Annotated in this window: 14 protein-coding genes and 2 pseudogenes; 10 read left to right on the forward strand and 6 right to left on the reverse strand. The window is 67.3% G+C overall.

The window, feature by feature from the left end; all coding sequences use genetic code 11:
* The first annotated feature begins 17 nt into the window (after nucleotides 1-17).
* From ABQ137_RS11655 to ABQ137_RS11675, 6 genes and pseudogenes are all read left to right on the forward strand, one after another.
* Complete coding sequence (locus tag ABQ137_RS11655) at nucleotides 18-2054, forward strand: methyl-accepting chemotaxis protein (protein ID WP_016904289.1); 2037 nt, start codon at nucleotides 18-20, stop codon at nucleotides 2052-2054.
* A gap of 134 nt (nucleotides 2055-2188) precedes the next feature.
* Nucleotides 2189-5134 (forward strand): annotated as a pseudogene (locus ABQ137_RS20680) (Hpt domain-containing protein); the annotation flags it as partial.
* 1536 nt (nucleotides 5135-6670) lie between these two features.
* A pseudogene (locus ABQ137_RS20685) lies at nucleotides 6671-9460 on the forward strand (hybrid sensor histidine kinase/response regulator); the annotation flags it as partial.
* 7 nt (nucleotides 9461-9467) lie between these two features.
* Nucleotides 9468-10649, forward strand: coding sequence for a chemotaxis protein CheB (locus ABQ137_RS11665; RefSeq protein WP_024940326.1), 1182 nt, complete (start codon nucleotides 9468-9470; stop codon nucleotides 10647-10649).
* Nucleotides 10650-10684: 35 nt separating this feature from the next.
* Entirely contained in the window at nucleotides 10685-11161 is a 477-nt protein-coding gene (locus ABQ137_RS11670) for a chemotaxis protein CheW (protein WP_104576424.1), read from the forward strand.
* A 236-nt stretch (nucleotides 11162-11397) separates the two neighbouring features.
* A complete protein-coding gene (locus tag ABQ137_RS11675; protein WP_349782551.1) occupies nucleotides 11398-11970 on the forward strand; it encodes a GNAT family N-acetyltransferase in 573 nt (190 codons plus the stop codon).
* A 45-nt stretch (nucleotides 11971-12015) separates the two neighbouring features.
* Here the strand turns inward: ABQ137_RS11675 and ABQ137_RS11680 are convergent, their stop codons facing one another.
* The 3 genes from ABQ137_RS11680 to ABQ137_RS11690 all read right to left on the reverse strand — a co-directional run bounded on the left by ABQ137_RS11680 (nucleotide 12016) and on the right by ABQ137_RS11690 (nucleotide 15712).
* Complete coding sequence (locus ABQ137_RS11680) at nucleotides 12016-12483, reverse strand: hypothetical protein (protein ID WP_349782553.1); 468 nt, start codon at nucleotides 12481-12483, stop codon at nucleotides 12016-12018.
* A gap of 1157 nt (nucleotides 12484-13640) precedes the next feature.
* Nucleotides 13641-14213: a sigma-70 family RNA polymerase sigma factor gene (locus tag ABQ137_RS11685; protein WP_349782556.1), complete on the reverse strand. Its 573-nt coding sequence runs from the start codon at nucleotides 14211-14213 to the stop codon at nucleotides 13641-13643.
* 29 nt (nucleotides 14214-14242) lie between these two features.
* On the reverse strand, nucleotides 14243-15712 hold the full coding sequence (locus tag ABQ137_RS11690) for a vWA domain-containing protein (protein WP_349782558.1): 1470 nt from the start codon (nucleotides 15710-15712) through the stop codon (nucleotides 14243-14245).
* A 76-nt stretch (nucleotides 15713-15788) separates the two neighbouring features.
* Between ABQ137_RS11690 and ABQ137_RS11695 the strand changes: the two genes are divergently transcribed.
* The 3 genes from ABQ137_RS11695 to ABQ137_RS11705 all read left to right on the forward strand — a co-directional run bounded on the left by ABQ137_RS11695 (nucleotide 15789) and on the right by ABQ137_RS11705 (nucleotide 18424).
* Nucleotides 15789-16052 (forward strand): hypothetical protein, encoded by a 264-nt coding sequence (locus tag ABQ137_RS11695; RefSeq protein WP_349782560.1) that lies wholly within the window; start codon nucleotides 15789-15791, stop codon nucleotides 16050-16052.
* 579 nt (nucleotides 16053-16631) lie between these two features.
* Entirely contained in the window at nucleotides 16632-17696 is a 1065-nt protein-coding gene (locus ABQ137_RS11700) for a glycosylasparaginase (RefSeq protein ID WP_024940206.1), read from the forward strand.
* Nucleotides 17693-18424 (forward strand): copper homeostasis protein CutC, encoded by a 732-nt coding sequence (locus tag ABQ137_RS11705; protein ID WP_349782563.1) that lies wholly within the window; start codon nucleotides 17693-17695, stop codon nucleotides 18422-18424. Before ABQ137_RS11700 ends, ABQ137_RS11705 begins: the two co-directional genes overlap by 4 nt.
* A gap of 687 nt (nucleotides 18425-19111) precedes the next feature.
* Here ABQ137_RS11705 and ABQ137_RS11710 read toward each other — a convergent pair.
* The gene (locus tag ABQ137_RS11710; RefSeq protein WP_349782565.1) at nucleotides 19112-20224 is read right to left on the reverse strand and encodes a sialidase family protein; all 1113 of its coding nucleotides are present in this window, start codon (nucleotides 20222-20224) and stop codon (nucleotides 19112-19114) included.
* A gap of 407 nt (nucleotides 20225-20631) precedes the next feature.
* On the opposite strand from ABQ137_RS11710, the gene ABQ137_RS11715 reads away from it, so the two are divergent.
* Nucleotides 20632-20961 carry a RebB family R body protein gene (locus tag ABQ137_RS11715; protein WP_349782567.1) on the forward strand — a complete coding sequence of 110 codons (330 nt, stop codon included), beginning with the start codon at nucleotides 20632-20634 and terminating at the stop codon, nucleotides 20959-20961.
* A 72-nt stretch (nucleotides 20962-21033) separates the two neighbouring features.
* On the opposite strand, the gene ABQ137_RS11720 is transcribed toward ABQ137_RS11715, so the two are convergent.
* Nucleotides 21034-21249: a hypothetical protein gene (locus tag ABQ137_RS11720; RefSeq protein ID WP_016904393.1), complete on the reverse strand. Its 216-nt coding sequence runs from the start codon at nucleotides 21247-21249 to the stop codon at nucleotides 21034-21036.
* Nucleotides 21250-21568: 319 nt separating this feature from the next.
* Nucleotides 21569-23410, reverse strand: coding sequence for a glycoside hydrolase family 35 protein (locus ABQ137_RS11725; protein ID WP_349782569.1), 1842 nt, complete (start codon nucleotides 23408-23410; stop codon nucleotides 21569-21571).
* Nucleotides 23411-23449: the final 39 nt, after the last annotated feature.

Here is a 23449-nt window from a genome sequence, read left to right on the forward strand (position 1 = left end):
CAGATCGAGGTCGAACCATGAGTACCGCCCCGGACGCCCGCAAGACCAACAAGCTCGGCAGCGTCAGCACCAGCTTCTGGCTTGGTTTGCTGGTGTTGTCGATGATCGTGTTCGGCGCCAATACCGGCGTCGCCACCTGGCAGGGCAGTCGTCTGGCCGGTGCCGGCACCGGCGCGGCCGATCTGCAGGTGCTGTCGCAGCAGCTGGCCAACCAGGGCCGCGAAGCGGTCTCCGGTGACCCCAAGGCGTTTGCCGCGTTCAAGGAGACCAAGGCGCGCATCGACAGCACGGTCAGCGAACTGGATGGCCGCTACGGCCAGGAAGGCTCGGTCGCCAGCTCGATGGCCCAGCTCAAGGCAACCTGGGTGCCGCTGAGCAAGAACGCAGATCAGGTCATCGCCAGCGAACCGGCGGTGCTGGGTCTGTCCGGCAACGCCGAACGCTTCTCCGGCAGCGTGCCGCAGCTGCAGGCGCAGTTGAACGAAGTGGTGCGCGCGATGACGGTCAGCGGCGCGCCCGCCTCGCAGATCTACAACACGCTGCAGCAGGTCGTGGTCGCCGGCACCATGGCGCGCCGGGTGACCGAAATGCGCGCCGGTGGCGCCAATGCCGCCGCCTCCGGCGATGCGCTGGCACGCGACTCGGTGGTGTTCACGCAGATGCTCGAAGGCCTGCGCGCGGGCAACGACGAACTGGGCATCGCCGCGGTGCGCAACCCGGCCGCGTTGTCGGCGCTGGAGCAGTCGCAGGCGCAGTGGGCGACGATGAAGAAGGACGTCGACGCCATCCTGGCCAGCTCGCGCAACCTGTTCGCCGCGCAGTCCTCGGCCGCCGCGCTGACCGCCGGCTCGAACAAGATGCTGGACGACAGCAAGAAGCTGTTCGATGCGTTCTCGGCGTTCGGCTCGGTGCGCGACACGCGCCTGTTTCCGAACTTCTGGCTGGGCGTGGTGTCCGGCCTGCTGGCGCTGCTGGCGATCATCGGCTTTGTCTGGAGTTCGGTGCGGGTACGCTCGCGCGAGCAGGACGTGCGTTACCAGGCGCAGGTGGAATTCAACAGCCGCAACCAGCAGGCGATCATGCGGCTGCTGGACGAAATCAGCTCGCTCGGTGAGGGCGACCTGACCGTCAAGGCCTCGGTGACCGAGGACATGACCGGCGCGATTGCAGACGCCATCAACTACGCCGTGGACGAGCTGCGCCACCTGGTGACCACGATCAACGACACCTCGGCCAAGGTCGCCGTGTCGACCCAGGAAACCCAGGCCACCGCGATGCAGCTGGCCGACGCCGCCGGCCAGCAGGCCAACCAGATCACCACCGCCTCCGAGCGCATCAGCGAAATCGCCGCCAGCATCGAACAGGTGTCGCGCAACTCCACCGAGTCGGCCGAAGTGGCGCAGCGCTCGGTGGTGATCGCCGCCGAAGGTGCCGGCGTGGTGCGCGAGACCATCCAGGGCATGGACCAGATCCGCGACCAGATCCAGGAAACCTCCAAGCGCATCAAGCGCCTGGGTGAATCCTCGCAGGAGATCGGCTCGATCGTGGAACTGATCAACGACATTTCCGAGCAGACCAACATCCTGGCGCTCAACGCCGCGGTGCAGGCCGCCTCGGCGGGCGAGGCCGGTCGCGGTTTCGCGGTGGTGGCCGACGAAGTGCAGCGCCTGGCCGAACGCACCTCCGGCGCGACTCGGCGGATCGAAGGCCTGGTGCAGACCATTCAGGCCGATACCAACGAGGCGGTCAGCTCGATGGAGCAGACCACCTCCGAAGTGGTGTCCGGTGCGCGCCTGGCCGAAGACGCCGGCACCGCGCTGACCGAAATTGAGCGCGTGTCCAACGCCTTGAACAACCTGATCAAGAACATCTCCATCGCCGCGCACCAGCAGTCGGCCGCAGCGACGGATATCACACAGACCATGGGCGTGATCCGTCAGATCACCAGCCAGACATCGCAGGGTGCGGAGCAGACGGCCGAGTCGATCGGCAACCTGGCTCAGCTCGCTGCCGATCTGCGCCGTTCGGTCGCCGACTTCAAGCTGCCGGCGTGAGCACGACGCGGAACGGGAAAGGATCAACAGATGGCGCGTAGTAGCGTTACGTCGATGCAGGAACAGACCGGTGGCCGCCTCGGCGGTACCCCGGCCGTAGGCAGGGGGCTGCAATGAGTGCGCTTCGCGATGCGATGAGTCACGCCGCGCTGGGCTGGGTCAAGCCGGAGCTGGACGAGACGTTGCGCCAGGCGCGCAACGAGATCGAGTACTTTGCCGAAGAACCGTCCGACACCAGTCGGATGCGCTTCTGCGCCGGCTATCTGCACCAGGTGCAGGGCACCTTGCGCATGGTGGAGCTGTACGCCCCGGCGATGGTGGCCGAAGAACTCGAGCTGCTGGCCCAGGCGGTGCAGGTCGGCGAGGTGGCCGACCGCGACGAAGCCTGCGCCATGCTGATGCGCGGCACCGTGCTGCTGCCCGACTACCTGGAGCGCCTGCAGAACGGTCACCGCGACATTCCGATCGTGCTGCTGCCGCTGCTCAATGAAATCCGTGCCACGCGTGGTCAACCCGGTCTGAGCGAAAGCGTGCTGTTCGCGTTCGATCCGCAGGCCGGCGTCGCCACCGAGGCCGAGCTGGATCACGCGCGCGGCAGCCTGAGCGGGCGCAATCGCGAGTTGCTCGACACCGTCGGCAACGCGGTCAAGGAAGAATTGCTGCGCGTCAAGGACGCGCTGGACCTGCACCTGCGTACCGGCGGCGAGATCGCCGAGCTGCAGACCCAGGTCAAGGATCTCGGCAGCGTTGCCGACACCCTGGGCATGATGGGCCTGGGCGTGGCGCGCAATGTGGTCGTGCAGCAGCGCGATGCGCTGGCGCGCGTGGTCGACGGCCAGGTGCAGATGGACGAAGGCGTGCTGCTGGATATCGCCGGCGCGCTGCTGTATGTCGATGCCTCGCTGGATGACCAAGTCGCCAGCCTGGGCGCCGATGTCGGCGACGGCAATGAAGCCAGCAACAGCGCCACCTCCTCGGAAGTGCGGCGCACGGTGGACGTGCTGGCGCAGGAGGCGATCGCCAATTTCGGTGCGGCGCGCGAGCATTTCGTCGCCTTCATCGAGACCAACTGGGACCACGCCCGCCTGGCCGACGTGCCGCATCTGCTCGGCGAAGTCGGCGGTGCGCTGCGCATCCTCGAGCTGCCGCAGGCGGCCGATTACCTGGAAGGCGTGCGCCGCTATGTCGATCTGGAACTGATCGGCAAGCAGCGCGTGCCCAGCGGGCGCCAGCTGGACACCCTGGCCGATGCGATGGCCAGCCTGGAGTACTACCTGGAAGCCCTGCGCGAGCGCCGTCCCGGCCGCGAAGAAATCCTGGATATCACCCGCAACAGTCTGGAAACGCTGCGCTACTGGCCGCTGCCCTCGGGCCAGCCGTCCGACCTGCCGGTCGGTGCCGACCAGCCGGGCAGCGTGGCCGAGCAGCTCGCCGCATCGCTCGCGCAGCAGGCCGCTGCCCCGGCGCTGGCGGCCAACGACGCTGCGCCGACGCCGTCGCTTGAATGGGCCAACGAAACCGTGGTCGAGGCGCCGTTCGCCGCCAGCGTGGTGCACGACACCGGCGCTGCCGCTACCGACACGGTGTTTTCGTTCGACCCGGTCGCCGCCGAGGAAACCGTCTCCGGCCAGGTGCACGTGCCGTTTACGGTTGCGCCGCTGGACCTGTCTGACGATGGCGCGCAGGCGCCCGGCGACTGGCAGCTGGAAACCACCGAGCACGCCGCACCGATCGCCACCTCGGTGTTCGACCCGGTGTTGGCCGAGCAGGACGGCAGCGTGTCGGCCGATGCCGCGCAGGTCAGCTACACCGTGGATCTGAGTGCGCTGGAGCAGGACGACAGCGCCACGCCGGCGGTTGCCGAACCGGCGCCGCTGCAGATCGAGCAGATCGAGTTGCCTGGCGATGCCGACCAGAGCGAGGCACCGCTGGACTTCATCGCACAGGCCCAGACCGGCCGCGCGCAGACCAGCATCGAGGATGCGTTTTCGCCGCCGCCGCTACCGCCCGTGGCGCCGCAAGAGCTGGACGACCCGTTCGTCGACTCCGCGCCCGAACCGCAGCCAGCCCCGGCCGACGACGCCGCCGAGCAGAGCGCACCGCGCGTGCAGCAGGCGGTGGTCAGCGAGTTCGAACTGGACGCCGCATCGACGGCGTTTTTGGCCCAGCTCGACGCGGCCGCCGCGCAGTTCGATGTGCAGCGTCCGCAGGTACAGCACACGACCGATGCCGACACTCAGACTGCGAAGGCAGCGCCCGAGCCGGCAGCGAGCGAACCGGCCCAGGCCAGTGCCGATGCCGGCATCTTCGGCGGCTTTGGCGACAGCGATATCGACGACGACATCCGCGACGTATTCCTGGAGGAATTCGACGAAGAGCTGGTCAATCTGGGTCAGCTGCTGCCGGTCTGGCGTGCCGCGCCACACAGCCAGGACAACCTGCGCCCGATCCGCCGCGTCTTCCACACCTTGAAGGGCAGCGGTCGCCTGGTCGGCGCGCAGGTGCTCGGCGAGTTCAGCTGGAAGATCGAGAGCATGCTCAACCGCGTGCTCGACAACTCGCGGCCGGCCAGCCCGGCGGTGGTGGCGATGGTCGAGCTGGCCTACGAGGTGCTGCCGCAGTTCAACGCCGCATTGCGCGACCAGGGCCGCATCAGCGCCGATCTGCCGGACATCCAGGCAGTTGCCGAGCGTGTGGCCGCGGGCGAAGAAGTCTATTACGTGGCCGCGCCGGCGACGCCGGTGGCTGCGGATGTCGCCTTCATTCCGGCAGCGGCAGGCGTGTTCGCGGCGACCGGTGGCACACCGGCCTCGGTGGACAGCGTGCTGCGCGAGATCCTGGAAGCCGAAGTCGCCACCCACCTGGAAACCGTCAACGCATGGCTGCAGGCCAACCAGGCCGAGCCGCAGCTGGCGAGCGAAGAATTGCTGCGCGCGGTGCACACCATGAGTGGCGCGTTTGCGATGACCGACGTGCCGGAAATCACGCTGGTGACCACGCCGGCCGAAAGCTACGTCAAGCGTCTGCTTGCCGCGTCGCTGCTCCCCTCGCAGGAGGGCATCGACGCCATTGCCGCAACGGCGTCGGCAATCGCCACCACCGTGACCGCCTTGCGCGCCGATGCGCCGTTGATTCCGTCGTTTGCGCCGTTGAGCGAACGCCTGCGCGCGCTGGTGGAGACGCTGCCGGAAGCGCAGTGGCCACCGCAGGCGTTCCTGGACGAGCTGGAAGATCTGGATGCGCCGGGCGAGATGGCGGTCAGCAGCGAGTCGGCGGTCGAGCTGACCGGCGCGCAGGATCTGTCGCAGTATCTGGACGCCAGCGCGCTGCCGTCGGATACGAGCGATCACAGCGCGCCCGTGCATGCCGCCGATGACGCAGCGGATGCCGATGCGCACGCCGATGCCGACGCAGCGATCGCGGTGGACGAGCTGGCCGAGGCCGAGGCTGAAGACACCTCGTCGCTTGCGCTGGACGCACCGGCACCGCACGAACAGACACAGACGGCTGAGGTTGCTGCGCTGGAGCAGGAGCAGGTTGCTGATTCGGTCGAGACTGCGCAGGCCCCGGCCGGGGATGCAGTCGCCTCCGATGCGGGAGCGGAGCAGCTCGCCGAGGCCTCGCATGGCGATGCTGCCCAGCACCAGCACGAAGCCGAGGCCGAGTCGCCTGGCGTCGATGCGCACGACACGCCGGCCGATGAGCCGGTGGTCGACGCCGATGCCTGGGATGCGACCGGATTGCAGCAGGCTGGCCATGTCGATGCGGTATCGCATGGGCACGCAGGCGACGTGCCGGAAGCTGGCGAGCACGTGGCAGTGGACGAGTTGTCCGACGCGGAAGCCGCATTGGGCGATGCGCAGACGCTCGCCGCACCCGAAGCCGGGGAAATTGATGCCGAGCGTGCAGAGGCCGAGCAGCAGTCGCCGGGCGAGCACGCTGCTGAGCACGAGAAGCTCGAGCAGCGCGAGGGCCACGCAAGCGCGCAGGATGCCGACGTCGCATTGAGCGATGACGCGGCGTCCACGGACGAAGCGCCTGTCGAGACCATCGAGGCATTGGAAGCGGTGCATGCGCAGGCCCCGCTGGCCGACCACACGCATGCGGCGACCGGCGAAGACTGGGCGCCGAACAGCGCGGCGCTGGACGGCGAGTCGACCGGGCAGGGCGACCACGTGTCCACTCCGCACGACGAGGCTATCGGTGCGCACGCGCAGCCGCCCGCCGACCAGGCAGCGCAGCACAGCGATGCCGCGTTGCCGCAGGATGCCGACGCGCAGCTTGGCGACCAGTTGCAGGTGCAAGACACCGCGCAGTTGGGCGAGCATCCGTCTTCCGAAGAACATGCGCTGTCGGGCGAGCAGGTGCACCTGCAGGAACCTGTGCATACGGACGAGGCTGCGCAATCGGAAGCGCATGTCGATTCGGACGAGCAGGAACACCTGGACGCGCACGCGCATGCCGACGAAGTCGAGCACGTTGCGGAAGCCGAGCACGCTGCAGAAGCAGAGCAGACCCCAGCAGCAGAGCAGGCTGAAGCAGAGCAGGCTACAGAGACAGAACATACTGCAGAGGTGGAACAGCCCGCAGACGCAGACCACGCTGCAGACGCACAGCAGGCTGCCGAAGCGCTACCCGAACACACCATCGAGTCGGTGCAAGCCTTCGAGATGGCGCAGGTGGCTGATCAGGTCGAAGAGACCGGTGATCCGCAGTCGGACATTGCGCCGGAGCTGCATTCGGACGTCGCTGCTGACGCCGAGGCGGATCCCCGTGCCGATGCCGAGGTCCACGCGCAGCATCCAGACGCAGACGCAGACGCAGACGCAGACGCAGACCAGACGCTCGAGGCTATCAACGCAACGGATCCTTTCGAGCATCCCGAGCAAGGCGAATACACCGAACAAGTCGAGTATCCCGAGCATGCCGAACAAGTCGGACACACAGAGCAAGTCGAATCTGCCGACTCCGCAAGCGAACACGACGCCGCCGCCGCCGTGGCCTTCAGCGCGCCGGTGGAAGACGCCGCAGCGGCCGATAGCGCCGCCAGCGATGTGGGCGCAGCCTTCGATACCGGCCCGCTCAACTTCGACCAGCTCGATGGCGAACTGGTCGACATCTTCGTCGAGGAAGGCCGCGACCTGCTCGACCATTGCGATGGTCTGATCGCCCGCATGCGCGAGGTGCCGGAAGACCGCGAGGTCCTCAACGGACTGCAGCGCGACCTGCACACGCTCAAGGGCGGCGCGCGCATGGCCGGCATCAACGCCATCGGCGACCTCGGCCATGCGATCGAATCGCTGCTCGAAGCGGTGGCGGCCAACCGGACCGACATCGACCGCGACGACGTGCGCCTGTTCGAGCGCGGCTTCGACCGCCTGCATCAGCTGTTGACCCGCACCGGCATGCACCGCGCCGTGGCGATGCCGACCGACCTGGTGGAAGCCTTCGAAACCCGTACCCGTGGCCGCAATGCCGCAGAGCCCAGCGACGCCGATGTGCGTGCGATCGCCAAGGCGTCGGTGGAACCGGCACCGCTGTCGGCGCCCATCCCGGTCGACGGCCAGGTCGAGGAAGAACTGCTGCCGCGCACGCAGCAGGAACAGGTGCGCGTGCGTGCCGACCTGCTCGACCGCCTGGTCAATCACGCCGGCGAAGTGGCGATCTACCGCTCGCGGCTGGAACAGCAGATGGGCGCCTTCCGCGGCGCCATGGGCGAACTGGATCGCACCAACGCCCGTCTGCGCGACCAGTTGCGTCGTCTGGATCTGGAAACCGAAGCGCAGATCGTGGCGCGTTATCAGCGCGAGCAGGATCAGGGCGATCGCACCTTCGATCCGCTGGAACTGGACCGCTTCTCCACCCTGCAGCAGCTCAGCCGCGCGCTGAACGAATCGGCCGCCGACTTGGGCGGTCTGCAGGGCGTGCTGGAAGATCTCTCGCGCCAATACGACGGCCTGCTGCAACAGCAGTCGCGCGTCAGCTCCGAGCTGCAGGACGGCCTGATGCGTGCGCGCATGGTGCCGTTCGACGGCCTGGTGCCGCGTCTGCGCCGTGTGGTCCGCCAGGCCGCCACCGATACCGGCAAGCATGTGCATCTGCTGCTGGAAGGTACCCAAGGCGAGCTCGATCGCAACGTGCTTGATCGCATGGTCGCGCCGCTGGAACACATGCTGCGCAACTCGGTGGCACATGGCCTGGAAGCGCCGGAGCAACGGCGCGACGCGGGCAAGCCGGAAGAGGGCAGCATCGCGATCCGTCTGCGCCGCGAAGGCTCGGAAATCGTGCTGGAAGTGGCCGACGACGGCGCCGGGCTGGACCGCGAGGCGATCCGTCGCCGCGGCGAGCAGCGCGGCCTGATCGAACCCGGCCAGGAACTCAGCGAGGCCGAACTGGATGGGCTGATCTTCGCCTCCGGTTTCAGCACCTCCGAGCAGGTCAGCCAGCTGGCCGGCCGTGGCGTGGGCATGGACGTGGTCCGCAACGAAGTGCGTCAGCTGGGCGGCTCGGTGGACATCCACTCGGTACGCGGCCAGGGCGTCACCTTCACCCTGCGCCTGCCACAGACGCTGGCGGTCACCCAGGCGGTGTTCGTGCGCATCGGCGACACCACCTTCGCGGTGCCGGTGGCGTCGGTCAGCGGTATCGGCCGCATCTCGCGCAGCCGCTACGAGTCGGGCGAGGGCGGCTACCACTACGCCGGCGAGGAGTACGTGCTGCACGATCTCGGCTCGCTGGTCGGCCAGGCCGCCGCGCGTGCCGATGGTCAGGCACAGGTGCCGTTGCTGCTGGTGCGTGCGGGCGACCTGCGCGCGGCGGTGGCGATCGATCAGGTGCTGGGCAACCGCGAAATCGTGGTCAAGCCGGTGGGCCTGCAGATCGCTTCGGTGCCGGGCATCTACGGTGCCACCATCACCGGCGATGGCCGCGTGGTGGTGATCCTGGACGTGGCCCCGCTGGTGCGCCGCTATCTCAGCCAGCCGGCGCGTCCGGCGCCGGAAACCCCGGCCGAATCGCAGCGCCAGGTGCCGTTGGTGATGGTGGTGGACGATTCGCTGACCATGCGCAAGGTCACCAGCCGCGTGCTGGAACGCCATAATCTGGATGTCACCACCGCACGCGATGGTGTCGAGGCACTGGAACTGCTGCAGGAGCGCGTGCCCGACCTGATGCTGCTGGACATCGAAATGCCGCGCATGGACGGCTACGAGCTGGCGACCGCGATGCGTGCCGACCCGCGCTTCAAAGCGGTGCCGATCGTGATGATCACCTCGCGTAGCGGCGAGAAGCATCGCCAGCGCGCCTTCGAGATCGGCGTGCAACGTTACCTGGGCAAGCCTTACCAAGAGTTGGATCTGATGCGAAACGTGTATGACCTGCTGGGGATCGCCCGTGTCCGAGAATAATGGCGCAATGGGAACTCCGGTCGCCCTGCTGGGCCGGCCCGGGCAGGCGCGCGAGCGCCTGCGTGAAGCGCTCGGCCTGGCCGGCGCCCACGTGGTGCTGGAAGACGAGCCCTCCGCGGTAGATGTGCAGATGCTGCGCGATGCCGAGCCGGTGGCGGTGCTGGTCGCGCTGGAGCCGTCGATCGAAGACGCGCTCGAAGCGCTGGAGCCGGCCTTCAACATGCCCGGCGTCACGGTGATCTTCGACGAGGCCGAGCTGACCGTGCGCCGCGAGGGCTGGGAAGCGCAGCGCTGGGTGCGCCATCTGGCCGCCAAGCTGCATGGCCATGCCGACGTACTGCCGCCAGGCACCGAGAGCGAGCCGTCGCTGCAGCCCGAACCGGGCCTGGAACTGGCGCCGCGGCAGCATTCGGACCTGCAGCTGGACCAGCATCTGCAGGCAGCCGCGCACGCATTCGACAGCGTGCCCGGCGATGCCTTGTTCGCACGGGGCGTGGACACGTCCGAGGCCGCGGCCGACACGCCGGGCCTGACGCTGGGCGATTCCAGTACCTGGGGCCTGGTCGACGAGGTCGCGGTGGTGGTGCGCCCGCGTGCCGAATTGAACATGGACGCGTTGTCGACCGGCGGACTGTCGCTGGTGGAGCTGGATCAGGCCGGTGACACCACCGGTGCTGTGCTGGTACTGGCCGGTATCGGCGGCCCGGATGCGATCCGTCGCCTGCTGTCCGCGCTGCCGCCGGAGTTTCCGCGCGCCGTGCTGGTGCGCATGACCCTGGATGGCGGCCAGTACGGCAACCTGGTGCGGCAGATGGGACGCGTGTCGGCGTTGCCGGTCGAACTGGGCGAAGCCGGCCAGGTGATCGCAGCGGGCAAGGTCTACGTGCTGTCCGACGACATCGGCGTGCAGCAACATGCCGGCGCGCTGGCGTTTGTCGCGCAGGCCGATCCGGCCGGGCTGGTGGCCGCGTTGCCGCCGACCGACAGTGCGGTGCTGATGCTCAGCGGCGCCAACGAGGCGCTGGTCGAGGCCGCGCTGGCGCTGGCCGAGCAGGGCGGCTGGCTGGCCGGTCAATCCGCCGACGGCTGCTACGACCCGGCCGCGGCGGCACGTCTGGCGCGCCAGGGCATTCTGACCGGCGACCCTGCGCAGCTGGCGCAGGCGTTGGCGCAGCGCTGGCCGGCGTAAGCCGGGCGCTTCCTCTCAAGAACGGAACAGGTGCGATGAGCTACGCCAACAATGACGAAATCCGCGGCGTCCTGATCCAGGCGGGCCAGGAGCGCGTGCTGCTGCCCAACGCCACGGTGGCCGAGGTGATGTCGCGCGTGGCGGTCGAGCCGATGCCCGAGATGCCGCGCTGGGTGGTCGGGCGCATCGACTGGTACGGCTGGAAGGTGCCGCTGCTGTCGTTCGCGCGCTTGAGCGGCATGGGCGAGGAGCCTACGGCGGTCAACAACAAGGTGATCGTGCTCAAGGCGCTGGGCGGCAATCCTGTGCTGCCGTATTTCGCCTTGCTCACCGCCTCGTTCCCGCAGCTGATCTCGGTGCCGCGCGACGGCCTGCTGGCCGACGCTTCTGAAGATGCGCTGCCCGACGGCGTGCACATGCGCGTGCTGCTGGGCGAGCAGAGCGCATTGCTGCCGAACCTGGATGCGATCGAGGCACAGGTTGCGCAGGCGCTTGCGGCGGTTGCCGCCTAAAGCGCCATTGCCGGGCGACGACGCTGCCCGGTTGCGGGCAGTGCCGGGATGAGGGTCGGAACGCGGGCTGCGCTGCCCGGACGAGTGCCGCCTTGCTGCGTGCAGTGCATGCCGACACGGCAGATGGCTGGGATGTCTTGCTGCCGTAGGGCAACCGTTTGCGGGGGCGTGATCCGTATGTGTCAGCCTGCTCCACACAACACGCATGACGCGCGCAAGGCGCGCCCGCGGCTGGCATGAGTCTTCCCGTCTTCGCGCCGGTCGAGCACGCCGACGGTGTGCTGCTGTGCGATCTGGCCATCGTCGATCCGGCCGCGATGGCCGATTACCACAGCCGTAATCGCGCGCATCTGGCCGCGGCGATGCCGCTGCGGCCACCGGCGTTCTACACCACCGAGGGCTGGCGCCGGCTGAGCATCGCCTACCGCACCGCAGTGCCGGGCGAGCGCGAGTTGCAACTTGTGTTGCTGCGCGATGCACAGGTGATCGGCACGGTCGGCTTCACCCAGATCCAGCGCGGTGCCTTCCAGGGCTGTCATCTCGGGTATGGCCTGGATGCGCAGCAGCAGGGACGCGGTTTGATCCAGTGGGCGGCCACGCAGGGCATCGGGTTTGCGTTCGGCCCGCTTGGCCTGCATCGGGTGATGGCGCAATACGTCCCCGACAACCTGCGCAGTGCGCGTGTGCTGCAGCGGCTGGGCTTCCAGATCGAAGGCTATGCGCGCTGCTACCTGCAATTGAACGGCGTCTGGCGCGACCATGTATTGACCAGCAGATTGCGCGACGACGCTCCGGCGGCGGGTGCGTGAGCCCGGTTGCGCAGCCGAGTGCAGCGATGCGCGCGGTGCGGTGACCTAAGGCATGGCGGTCAGCGGCTCGACACGCAGTTGGTCGGCTTCGAGCCCTGCATCCTGCAAGACCTCCACCTGTGTTGACCAGCCGCGTTGCCGGAGGCGCGCGCGCAGTTGGGTGGCCCAGTCCTGCACCTCGGGTGCATCGGGTGTGGCGGCCAGGATGCGGATCCGAGCCGGCGCGTGATCGTCGGCAGCGGCGTGGCGCGCAAGCCAGTCGGCCGGGGGCATGGCGCGCTTTATCGGCGCGATGCGCACCGGGGCAGATTTTACTCGAGACATCCCGGCGTCGACCGCCGTGGTGCTGAAGGCTGGTTGGCTGGTTGGCGGTGTTGCGCGGGCGGCGTCCGTCTGCGCCAACGGCGCATGGAGCACACGCAGCGGTGCAGGCTGGCCTGCGCCAGGCGCGCGTGATTGCAGCGTGCCGTCTGTTGCGCTGATGACGATCTGCGCCTGCTCGGTCGCCGGCATCGGGGCCGGTGCGGGCGAGGGCGGGATGGGAGCAAGTGCCGCAGGCGCGCTGGGCCGGGCACTGGCTACGAGCGAGCCAGTCACCGACGCATCCTCAGGGAGTGCGACGATCGGGGCTGGAGCTGGTGCAGGCGCCGCGGGTGGCTGGGCGTCGGCTGATTGCAGGTCAGTGCCTGGCGTGGGGTCGGCGGCGAGTGCGGAGTCGAATGACGGCGCAGGCGCTACAGGCGCCGCTGCACTGACTGGTTCCGGGGTCAAGGCTAGCGATGGCAGGGGGGACGGCGCTGGCGGCGGGGAGGGCGCTGCCGCGCTCGGGCGCGCTGCGGTTTCGGAGACTTCGGCATCCGCCGGTGCCGGCATCGCAGGCAAAACCAACGCATGCTCTGCGCCGGGATCGAGCTGCTCAGGCGCGCGCCTGGCTTGGTGAACTGTCGACGGTTCGACGACTGCCGTCCCGACTGCAGCCGCTGGCGGCGCCTCCGCAGTGGGCTGACCGGCCTGCCACTGCAATCCGATGCCGACCACCAGGGTGATCGATGCAGCGAAGGCCAGCGTCGGCATCCAGCGCGGGCGACGGCTGCTGCGCCGGCGGGCGGCTGGGTTGCCGGCAGGGGCAGGGTTTGAGCTTGCTGTGGCTGCTGATGCCTGCGCCTGCGCCGATGCATCGGAGGTGGATGTGGACGCGCTATCAGGCCCGGGAAGCGCGGCAGCTCCGGCTTCCTGCGCAGATGCCGGTGCCGCCGTAGCCAGCGACGCAGCTGCTGCTGCGGCCACACGCGCGGTCGGACGCAGCTCTGCCATATCGGCGTGTGGCGGTTGCGCGGCGATCCACGCACGCGCGGACTCGCTCAGATTCGTCGTCCCGGCCTGATCGAGAGGTTGGCCCTGTGCCAGACGCGCCTGCACGGCAGCACGCCGTACGGCCTGCGCCTGCTCCGCCTGCGCGGCGGCCGCCGCAAACATCGCCGCCATCGTGGCGGGTGCTTCGAACTGCAAGGTGTCCTGCGTTGGATGCACTGCAGCGCGTTCGGCATCGGCGTTGCGTGCGGCCTGTGCGAACCACGCCTGCATCGACGCCGGCGGCGTATGCGCCGGCAGTGCACGCAGCAGTGCGGCAAGGCCATCGCTGCCGGCGACAAACCGTTCGAAGGACTGGCTCATCGGGTCGCGTCCAGGCTCAGGCGCAACTTTGCGAATGCATAGCGCAGCCGGCTCTTGACGGTCTCGAAACCTTCGCCGATCACATGGGCGATTTCGTCGACGCCGAGCTCGGCAAAGAAGCGCAGCACCACCACTTCGCGTTGTGCGTCGGGCAATGCCATCACCGCGGCGCGCACGCGATGGTGTTGCTGGCCGAGCATGGCCAGCTGCTCGGTGGACAGGTCGTCATCGGGCAGCTGCAGATGCACGTCGTCCAGCGCCACCGAGGTGCTGTGATAGGCGCTGCGACGGGTGTCGATCCAGCCGTTGCGCGCGATCTGGAACAGAAAACTGGTGAAGGCGGCCTGCCCAGGGCGGTAGTCGCTGCAGCGGGTCATCAGCTTGACCCAGGTCTTCTGCGCGAGGTCTTCGGCTTCGCTCAGGTTGCCTTCGCACAACCAGGCCAGGAAGTTGAACAGCGCGCGGTTGTGACGCGTGAACAACTCGGTGGCCGGCTGTTCGACAAAGCCATTGGCGACGAGGAGCATGAGCTCCTCGTCGGGAAGATGCGCAAGGTCGGCAGGTTGCATGCGCGCAGTATAGGCAGGTGCCGCGCGCATCAGTCGGTGGTTGCAATTGGCCGGCTACTCAGTGCATCGGCCTGCTGCACCATCTGCAGGAAATCGGCGCGGTAGCCGAAGCGGTCGCTGCCCAGGCTGGCCGCGGCCAGGGCACGCACCTGCGGATAATCCCAGCCGTGCAGCTGAGTGCCGCCGCGCAGGCGCTGGCCAAACCCGGCCACTGCGGCGGAAAAGCGGAAGGCATCGCTGGTGGCGTTCAAGGCCCGGCGCTGATTGCTGCGGACCACCGTGTCGAGCAACTGGCTGCGTTGTGCATTGGGCAGTTTGTAGCGCAGTTTGACGTGTGCCAGTTCGCTGTCGATTGCACGCACTTTTCGAGGTGTGGGGGTGTTGGCATAGCGCAACGGGTCCACCGATGCGTGGCCGTCGGTCGGGGTGATTTCATACAGCGCGGTGACGGTGTGGCCGGCGCCGATCTCGCCTGCATCGACCTGGTCGTTGTTGAAGTCCTCGCGTTGCAGTGCGCGGTTTTCATAGCCGATCAGGCGGTATTCCTTGACGGTGTCCGGATTGAATTCGACCTGGATCTTGACGTCGCGCGCGATCGTGGCCAGCGTGGCGCCGAGCTCATGGGTCAGTACCTTGCGTGCTTCCAGCGACGAGTCGATGTAGGCGTAGGCACCGTTGCCGGTGTCGGCCAGCTGTTCCATCAGCGTGTCGTTGTAGTTGCCGGTGCCGAAGCCGAGCGTGGACAGCGCCACGCCGGAGCGCCGCTTCTCGGCGACCATGCCCTTGAGCTGATCGAAGTCTGTGACGCCGACATTGAAGTCGCCATCGGTGGCGAGCAGGATGCGGTTGATGCCGCCGCGCAGATAGGCTTGCTGGGCAGCCCTGTAGGCCAGTTCGATGCCGCTGGCGCCGGCGGTGGATCCGCCCGATTGCAGGCTGTCGATGGCTTCGATGATGCGGCCCTGCTGGTCGCCAGGCGTGGGCGGCAGCACGACTGCGGTGTTGCCGGCATAGGTCACCAGGGTGATGCGATCTTTCGCCCGCAACTGACGCACCAGCAGCTTGAGCGAGGATTGCAGCAGCGGCAGTTTGTCGGGCGAGTCCATCGAGCCGGAGACATCGACCAGAAACACCAGGTTGGCCGGCGGCAGATCGGCGCTGGCGATGTCGCGGCCGGCAATGCCGACGCGCAGCAGCAGGCTGTCGTTGTTCCAGGGCGTGGGCGCCAGTTCGGTGCGCACGGCGAACGGTTGGCCGTTGGTGGGTGCGGGGTCGTCGTAGCGGAAGTAGTTGATCAGCTCTTCCACACGCACGGCGTCCACCGGCGGCAGCGTGCCTGCGCTCAGGAAGCGCCGCACGTTGCTGTAGCTGCCGGTGTCCACATCGATGCTGAAGGTGGAGACCAGATTCGCCGCGGTCTGCACGATCGGGTTGTCGCGCAGCGTTTGATAGGTTTCGCGGTCTTCGGCCGGTGCCGGCAGGACCAGCGGCATCGGCATGCGGTTGTCGAGTATTGGGCGTTGTGCGACCCACTTGGCGCTTGGCGCCCGCTGTGCAACCGAGGCCTCAAGTGCGATGGGCGCTGCTGGCATCGGCATTGGCATCGGCATCGCGGATGGAGATGGTGCCGGTGCTGGACTCGGCAAAGACGGCGGCTGCATGGGGTGGGCGGGGGCAGGCGCTGCGAGACTGCCCTCGATCTGCGCGGGTGTCGAAGCGGTGGGTGGCGATGGCTGCGCGGTGGCAGGCAGCACGGTGGTGCGCGAACTGTCGCTGTTCGGCTCGGTCGGCTCGTGCGAGCAGGCGCTCAGCAGCAAGGCGAGCGCAAGAAGGCTGTGACGGGGCATGGGAATCCTTTGCGTGGCGAAGAGGGATGGGTGAACAACGGACCGCCCGAGGTCGCCGTGCACTGCGCCTCTGTTGAGTAAACGGGCCAGTGCGGCAAACGGGGTTAACTGGGGTGAAGATTTTTTCGATCGCTGCTGAGTGCTGTGTGCAGTGCCCGCTGCGGGGAGGGCTGGGCGATGGGCATCACTTGTCTGCGTACCCTCACCCCAACCCCTCTCCCGTTGGAGAGGGGCTTGATGCTTCCCTTCTCCCATTGGGAGGAGGTGGCGCCTAGCGCCGGATGAGGGCACGGCGCTGCAGGGCGGTGCCGTTCGCCCCGTACCCTCACCCCGACCTCCGCTCTGCGTCCCGGCCCGCGCCAGCAGCGCGGGCGCTCCAAGGCCCGCGCGCAAGCCGTGCCTTCTCGCCGCTGTGGGACAGGGGCTTTACAGTCATTGCTGCGCGTTATGCGCGAATCCGCACTGCTGGGCGCCGCAAGGCGGTTTATCCGCGCGCGGTGCTGCCGCATGATGGAAGGCTATGGCCGCGCACTGCGGTTGCCTGTCTTCTTCCTGCATGGAGTTCGCCCGGATGATCCAACGTCGTCACTTCCTCAAGAGCGCCACGCTTGGTGCGATCGCTTCCGGCTTGGCCGGGTGGGGCGCACGTGCGCAGGCCGCCGCCGGTGCCGGCACGGCCGGACGCGTTACCGCGCTGCCGCGCGGCGCGGCGCGGGTGATTTCCACCTGGGATTTCGGCATTGCCGCCAATCAGGCGGCCTGGAAAATCCTTGGCAGCGGCGGTATCGCACTGGATGCGGTGGAAGCCGGCGTGCGCGTGCCGGAAGCAGACCCGAGTAATCCGACTGTTGGCTTGGGTGGCTATCCGGACCGCGATGGCCGGGTGACGCTGGACGCCTGCATCATGGATCACCTGGGCAATTGCGGCTCGGTTGCTTCACTGGAAGATGTGGTGCATGCGATTTCGGTGGCGCGCGCGGTGATGGAAAAAACCCCGCATGTGATGCTGGTCGGCGATGGCGCGCGGCAGTTCGCGCTGGAGCAGGGATTTCCGCAGACCAAGCTGCTCACGCCTAGCTCGGAAGCGGCGTGGAAAGAGTGGTTGAAGACCTCGAAGTATTCGCCGGAAGCCAATATCGAAAACCGTGCCTGGCGCGATGCAAAGTTGCCAGGCGGCAAGGACAATCACGACACCATCGGCATGCTGGCGCTGGATGCGCACGGCAACCTGTCCGGCGCGTGCACCACCAGCGGCATGGCGTGGAAGATGCACGGCCGGGTCGGCGACAGCCCGATCATCGGCGCGGGGTTGTATGTGGACAACGAGGTGGGCGGTGCGACCTCGACCGGCGTCGGCGAAGAGGTGATCCGCAATGTCGGCAGTTTTGCGGTGGTGGAAATGATGCGCCAGGGCAAGTCGCCGGCCGATGCCTGCCGCGAGGTGGTAATGCGGCTGATCCGGCGCAAGCCCGAACTCACCCGCACCTTGCAGGTAGGATTTCTGGCGATGAACAAGCGCGGCGAGGTGGGTGCGTTTGCGATCCAGAAGGGTTTCAGTTACGCGGTCTGCGATGCGCAGCGGCAGGATCTGCTGGTGCCTGGCGAAAGCCACTACACCACCGAGCCTGCAGCATGAGTGTGTTGGGGCTGGAAGTGGCCGCCGATTCGGTGGGGTCGGCATTGGCGGCGCAGGAAGGCGGTGCGATGCGGGTCGAACTCTGCGGGGGCCTGGATGGCGGCGGGCTGACGCCATCGTTCGGCACGCTGGCAGTGGTGCGTGAGCGATTGCAGATTCCGCTATACGTATTGATCCGTCCGCGCGTAGGCGACTTCGTTTTCGACGCGGCGGAGGTCGAGGTGATGCGGCGCGATGTGGAGCAATGCGTGCGGCTGGGATGCGATGGCGTGGTGCTGGGCGCGCTGGATCCGCACGGGCAGGTCGACATGGGCACGATGCGGGTGTTGATCGCCGCAGCCGGTTCGCTGGGCGTGACCTTTCATCGTGCGATCGATGTCAGTGCCGATCCGTCGCGCGCGCTGGAAGATGCAATCACGCTGGGTTGCGAGCGTGTGCTGACCTCCGGTGCGCGTGCGAGCGCGCTTGAAGGTGTCGACACCATTGCCGCATTGGTACGGCAGGCGGGCGACCGCATCAGCATCATGCCGGGTGCGGGCGTGTCCGAAAGCAATGTGCGTGCGCTGCGTGCCAACACCGGCGCGCGCGAGTTCCATGCCTCCTCACGTGGGCCGGTTGCGGCGCAGGTGCATGCGCCGCACGCGTACATCTCCGATCTGGGCGGCGACTACCAGCGTACCGATGTGGCGCGTGTGCGGCGGATCGTGGGGTTGCTGCAGGAGCTGTGAGGCGCGTGTGCCGATTGTGGAGCACGTGAGCTGGACCTTTTTGCACGCTATGGCTGGGCAATTTAGGTGAAGCGAAGACGTGGCATGTGAGCTGTAGCTTGGCTGCTGGTCCTTGCCCGCCCACCATCGCAGGACACGCCGCAAGTACGTCCTTGTAGGCTCTTACGCGGCATCCATGCCGCGTAAGGTCTCGCGACGGTGGGCGGGCAATGACCAGTCTCGATGGTCGGTATGCGTGGACAAGAGCAGGAGCGGTGGTCGGCGAGTTGCTTGTGCAATTCCATCAGTGCACGACCACCAGGCTTTGCTGCGTTGAAACGGCGGCAATGCTCTTGTGTTGAGCTCAAACGGGCGCTGTGGAAGAAGCGAGGGCAAAGCGTCTGATCTGGTGCTTCGTTGCAGGGCCCTTGCCCGCCCACCATCGCAGGACACGCCGCAAGTACATCCTTGTAGGCTCTTACGCGGCATCCATGCCGCGTAAGGTCCCGCGACGGTGAGCGGGCAAGGACCAGCCGAGATGGTCGGTGCGCAAGGTTTTAAACAAAGCAATCGACCAACTCTCTGGTGCGGTGTCCTCGCCGGTTGCGGGATCGTGTGACGGCATGGATGCCGCCACCGAGCCCCCAGTGGACGGGTCTACGGCGTATCCCGCAAGCGGCGAGGGAATCGCGCCCTCGACCGTTCGATCTATTGCACACTTCCGGGCAATGACTGCGGCGATTTCATGTCATCTGCCTCGCTGCCAAGTCGTGTCGGATCCAGGACGACATGCTTGATGCGTTGGCGCTTCCAGGTGTAGCTGATATGGACCAGACCATCGCGGGTCTGGATCACGGCTGGGTAGGAGAACTCGTCTTTTGCACTGTTTTCCAGCGTGAGGGCGCGTTGCCAATGCACGCCGTCGGTCGATAGCGCCACCGCAAGTGTGCCGCGACCATCCCACCAGTCCTTGCCGGCGATACCGGGGTTGTAGACCAGCAGGGCGCGGCCGTCGTGCAGCATCACCGCGTCGGTGCCGGAGTTGGGGTTCTCCACATCCAGCAACTGCATCGGTTGCCAATGCAGACCGCCATCCTGCGAGAAGGTACTGAACAACCTATTCTGCTGGCTGCGCCCGAGCACCTGCACGCGCCCGTCTGCGTGCAGCAATACGCTGGGCTGGATCGCACCGATCACACTCGGGTCGTTGAGCGGCATGCCGCGCTGCCAGTGCGCGCCGTCGTCGTCGCTCCATTCCAGATGCGCGCGCCAGCCGCGGTCTTCGCTGCTGCTGGGTGCCAGGATGCGTCCGTTCGGCAATTGCACCGGCTTGTTCTTGATCGGGCCGAGAATGCCGTCGGGCAGGCGCTGCGGCGGCGACCAGTGCGCACCGTCGTCATCGGAGGTGGTGCGCAGGCCCCACCAATCGCGCGGATTTGGGCCGAGCTTGTAGTACAGCTGCACCGTGCCGGTGCCGGACTGGAACAGCACCGGATTCCAGGCCGGCAGCGCGGCGCCATCCGTGCCGGCATGCGCGCCGTCGGCGATGCGTCGTGGCGACTGCCAGTGCTGCACGCCGCGTTGTGCGAGCCAGATACCGACATCGGCCGCTCCCTCGTGCGCGCCGCCGAACCACGCCGCCAGCAGCGTGCCGTCGCGGGTTTCCAGCAGCGTGGAAGCATGCGCCTGCGGTGTCGGTGCCGGGTCGGCGATGAACTCGCTGAGCACGATGGGCGAGGGCGGCGGCATGGGCGATTCGGCTTGAACTGCGCAAGCGGCAAGGCTCGCAACAAGACAGGTCAGCAGGCGTGACGGGAGCATCGGGGTGAAGTCCTGTGCGGATTTTAAAGATACCTATTTATTATCTATTAAATACCACGCGCTCTGTTCATCCCAGGGGGCCGTCGTTGCCCACCACACTGAGGACCCGCGATGTCGTCGCACCCGCTTTCCCCGTTGCGCTGGCTGGCCGCACTCGGCCTGACCGCGTTGACCCTACCCACCGCCATGACGCAGGACTTTGCTGCGCCTGCGACGTCCATCGCGAAGCGGCGTTGCGAGGATTCAGTCGTACGCGAGCAGGCCGTTATCGAGATGACACGGTGTGCGGTGTGCCTGGCGCTTGGTCGGCGCACTGCGACGCGGTAAACAGCTGCGACCGGCTGTCAGGGCCGATTGGCGTGCAATAACGCGCAGCGCCGTGTATCCGTCCACTCAGGAGCACACGTATGGCTTTTCCAACATCAGTCAACGACCAGATCACCGATGCTGTCACGCAATCCAACGTCAAGGTCATTGGCGAGGCGCCTGCAATGGCGACGAGCACGATCTACCACAGCATGGCGCATTCGAGCGGCATCCTGTTTCAGAATGCGGTATCGGTGCAACAGCAGCAAAACACGCTGTCGCAGGCCGCCAGCAACCAGGGCGTGATGCAGATCTACAGCCTTGATACGACCGCCTCGGCGGCGGATGTCGAGAAGATCGCGCAGGCGGGCATCGCCGACAATCTGACCAGTCTGCTCACCGTGCTCAATGCGTTCAACACCAGCAAATAATGGCGGCTGGCGACAGCGGCAGTGCTGTCGCCAATGTTGCTATTGCCATTGCTGACGCGAGCGTCGTCGCACTCAGGCCGCGTCGTCGTCGCGCGCCTGCGGCGGCAACAGGATCTGCGGCTGCTTGGCCGAGTGGGTCTGGCACAGGAAGGTCATCAGGTGCGCCGCTTCGGTGCTGCCGATCGGCTGGCTGGGCGCGGGCTTGCTGTGAACGTGTTCGGCGAAGGCGTGCTGGGTCTGCTCCGGAACCGCGGAGACAGGGTCTTGCGTAACGGTGGACGACGACATGAAACGCTCCTGGAACTCACGATCTGACCGTCGCCCGATAGGACGACGGGAATGCGCCACTGCCTTCCACAACGGCGTGAGCCGGTGATCTTGCCTGGAATGCGATCGGTCCGATACCACAATTGGTAGCAGACGCTGCGCGGGCAGCGGACCTCCAGATAGCGGCGGGCGCGCGGCGGTCTGAAGGGGGGGCGCTCCGGGGGCGCCCGGCGGGTTGCCTGGCGGTTGGGTTGGGCGTCGACGGGGGATGGGCGTGCGGCTTGCGATCGCCGTCCCGGACCGGTGCGCGATCGCCAGCGGCCCGCCACCCGCGTGCCGGTTACTCCTTCGGCGTGATCCACACCTGCTGCTGCAGGCCGCGCACGCCGGGCTTGGCGGTGCTGTCCAGGTCGAACACCACCACGGCGTTGTCGCCCTTGCGCTGGAACGGGGCCGGGAAATACAACGCCCGCTGCGGGCCGATGGCCCAGTGGCGGCCCAGGTTGACGCCGTTGGCCCAGGCCACGCCCTTGCCGAAGGCGCGCATGTCCAGATAGGTGTCGGTCGGTGTGCCGATGCGCAGCGTGCCGCGGTGGAAGGCCGGGCCTGCGACGGGGGTGCGGGTCCAGCCGCGGATGCTGTCGGGCGAGCGCATCGGCAGCGGGAAGGCCTGCCAGCCGGTGAGCTGCTGGTTGTCCAGCAGCACCGGGTCGACCAGCCCGGCGCGGCCGTCGGCCATGCGCGGGCCGTAGTTGATGCGGCCGCTGTTTTCGACCAGCACATCCAGCGTGTGCTGGCCGGCCGGAATATCCACATCGGTGGAGACCTGCTGCAGCCGGCGCTCGACACTGCCGACCGGCTTCTGGTCGACGTATACCCGCGCCACATCGCGCACCTCGCCCAGGTACAGCGGCCCCTTGCGCGGGCCGGTGACGGTGGTGCGATAGAGGATGTAGCCGTAGTCCTGGCCGAAGTGCTCCATCGGCTGCGGGGTGTCGATGGCGATCGGGGCGGGCAGGTTGTCCCACAGCGAGGCGAATTCGCGCAGCGGCGTCTCCGGCAGCGCCGCGATCGCGATCGGCTTGGGCAGCGCGGGCGGCTGTACGCCGGTGACGCGGGCGATGGCGTCGCGCATCAGCGCGAACTTGGGGGTGGGGCGGCCGGCTTCGTCCAGGATGGCGTCGTAGTCGTAGCTGGTGGTCTGCGGGGCGTAATGGTCGCTGGGATTACCCTGGAAATTGGCACCATTCATGAAGCCGAAACTGGTGCCGCCGATGAACATGTAGAGGTTGGCCGAATGCCCCTGGCGCAGGATCCACTCCAGTTCTTCGGTCTGTTGTTTGGCGTCGGTGCTGGCGTGCGGCTTGCCCCAGTGGTCGAACCAGCCGGCCCAGTATTCGCCGACCATGCGCGGTTGGTCGGGACGGAACTTGATCAGTTTGTCGAACGCGCTTTTGGCCTCGCCGGGGGCGAAGTTCACCACCGCCAGGGTGTCCGGCAAGGTGCCGTTGGCGAGCATGTCGGCGCCGTCGGAGGTGAACAGCAAGGCGTCGTCGAAGCCGGCCTTGACGTACATGGCGCGGTTGTCGGCCATGTAAGCATGGTCGTCGTCGTAGGAGCCGTATTCGTTCTCGACCTGCACGGCGATGATCGGCCCGCCGTTGTGATTGAGCAGCGGACGCACCTGTTGGGACACGGCATCCAGATAGGCCTGGCTGGCGGCGAGGAAGCGCGGGTCGCGGCTGCGCACACGGATGTTGTCCTTGCCGAACAACCAGGCGGGGTAGCCGCCGGCTTCCCACTCGGCGCAGGTGTAGGGGCCGGGCCGCAGGATCACGTTGAGGCCTTGCGCGGCGGCCTCGTGTACGAACGCGGCCACGTCGTTGTTGCCGGTGAAGTCGAACCGGCCCTGCTGCGGCTCGACCAGGTTCCAGAACACGTAGGTCTCCACCGTGTTCAAGCCCAGTGCGCGCGCCTTCTGCAGGCGGTCTTTCCAGTAGTCACGCGGGATGCGCTGGAAATGGATGGCGCCGGAGAGCAGTTGATACGGCTTGCCGTCGCGCACGAACTGCGTGCCCTGGGTGCCGAAGCTGGGCCAGCTGTGGGTGTCGGCGGCACTGGCGGCGACGGGAAGCGCCAGCGCGAGGGCCAGGACGAGGGGGCTGAGGGTGCTGCGCAACATGGGCGATTCTCGGCGGTAACGAGTGACGAGTGACGAGCA

The organism is Xanthomonas sp. WHRI 8393 (assembly GCF_040203315.1).
Classification (GTDB): domain Bacteria; phylum Pseudomonadota; class Gammaproteobacteria; order Xanthomonadales; family Xanthomonadaceae; genus Xanthomonas; species Xanthomonas arboricola.

Bases quoted from the DNA above. Each gene is read 5' to 3' on its own strand.
- ABQ137_RS11655 (WP_016904289.1), top strand. From the start codon at position 18: ATGAGTACCGCCCCGGACGCCCGCAAGACCAACAAGCTCGGCAGCGTC.
- ABQ137_RS11665 (WP_024940326.1), top strand. From the start codon at position 9,468: ATGGGAACTCCGGTCGCCCTGCTGGGCCGGCCCGGGCAGGCGCGCGAG.
- ABQ137_RS11670 (WP_104576424.1), top strand. From the start codon at position 10,685: ATGAGCTACGCCAACAATGACGAAATCCGCGGCGTCCTGATCCAGGCG.
- ABQ137_RS11675 (WP_349782551.1), top strand. From the start codon at position 11,398: ATGAGTCTTCCCGTCTTCGCGCCGGTCGAGCACGCCGACGGTGTGCTG.
- ABQ137_RS11680 (WP_349782553.1), bottom strand. From the start codon at position 12,483: ATGCCGGCGACCGAGCAGGCGCAGATCGTCATCAGCGCAACAGACGGC.
- ABQ137_RS11685 (WP_349782556.1), bottom strand. From the start codon at position 14,213: ATGCAACCTGCCGACCTTGCGCATCTTCCCGACGAGGAGCTCATGCTC.
- ABQ137_RS11690 (WP_349782558.1), bottom strand. From the start codon at position 15,712: ATGCCGATGCCGCTGGTCCTGCCGGCACCGGCCGAAGACCGCGAAACC.
- ABQ137_RS11695 (WP_349782560.1), top strand. From the start codon at position 15,789: ATGGGCGCTGCTGGCATCGGCATTGGCATCGGCATCGCGGATGGAGAT.
- ABQ137_RS11700 (WP_024940206.1), top strand. From the start codon at position 16,632: ATGATCCAACGTCGTCACTTCCTCAAGAGCGCCACGCTTGGTGCGATC.
- ABQ137_RS11705 (WP_349782563.1), top strand. From the start codon at position 17,693: ATGAGTGTGTTGGGGCTGGAAGTGGCCGCCGATTCGGTGGGGTCGGCA.
- ABQ137_RS11710 (WP_349782565.1), bottom strand. From the start codon at position 20,224: ATGCTCCCGTCACGCCTGCTGACCTGTCTTGTTGCGAGCCTTGCCGCT.
- ABQ137_RS11715 (WP_349782567.1), top strand. From the start codon at position 20,632: ATGGCTTTTCCAACATCAGTCAACGACCAGATCACCGATGCTGTCACG.
- ABQ137_RS11720 (WP_016904393.1), bottom strand. From the start codon at position 21,249: ATGTCGTCGTCCACCGTTACGCAAGACCCTGTCTCCGCGGTTCCGGAG.
- ABQ137_RS11725 (WP_349782569.1), bottom strand. From the start codon at position 23,410: ATGTTGCGCAGCACCCTCAGCCCCCTCGTCCTGGCCCTCGCGCTGGCG.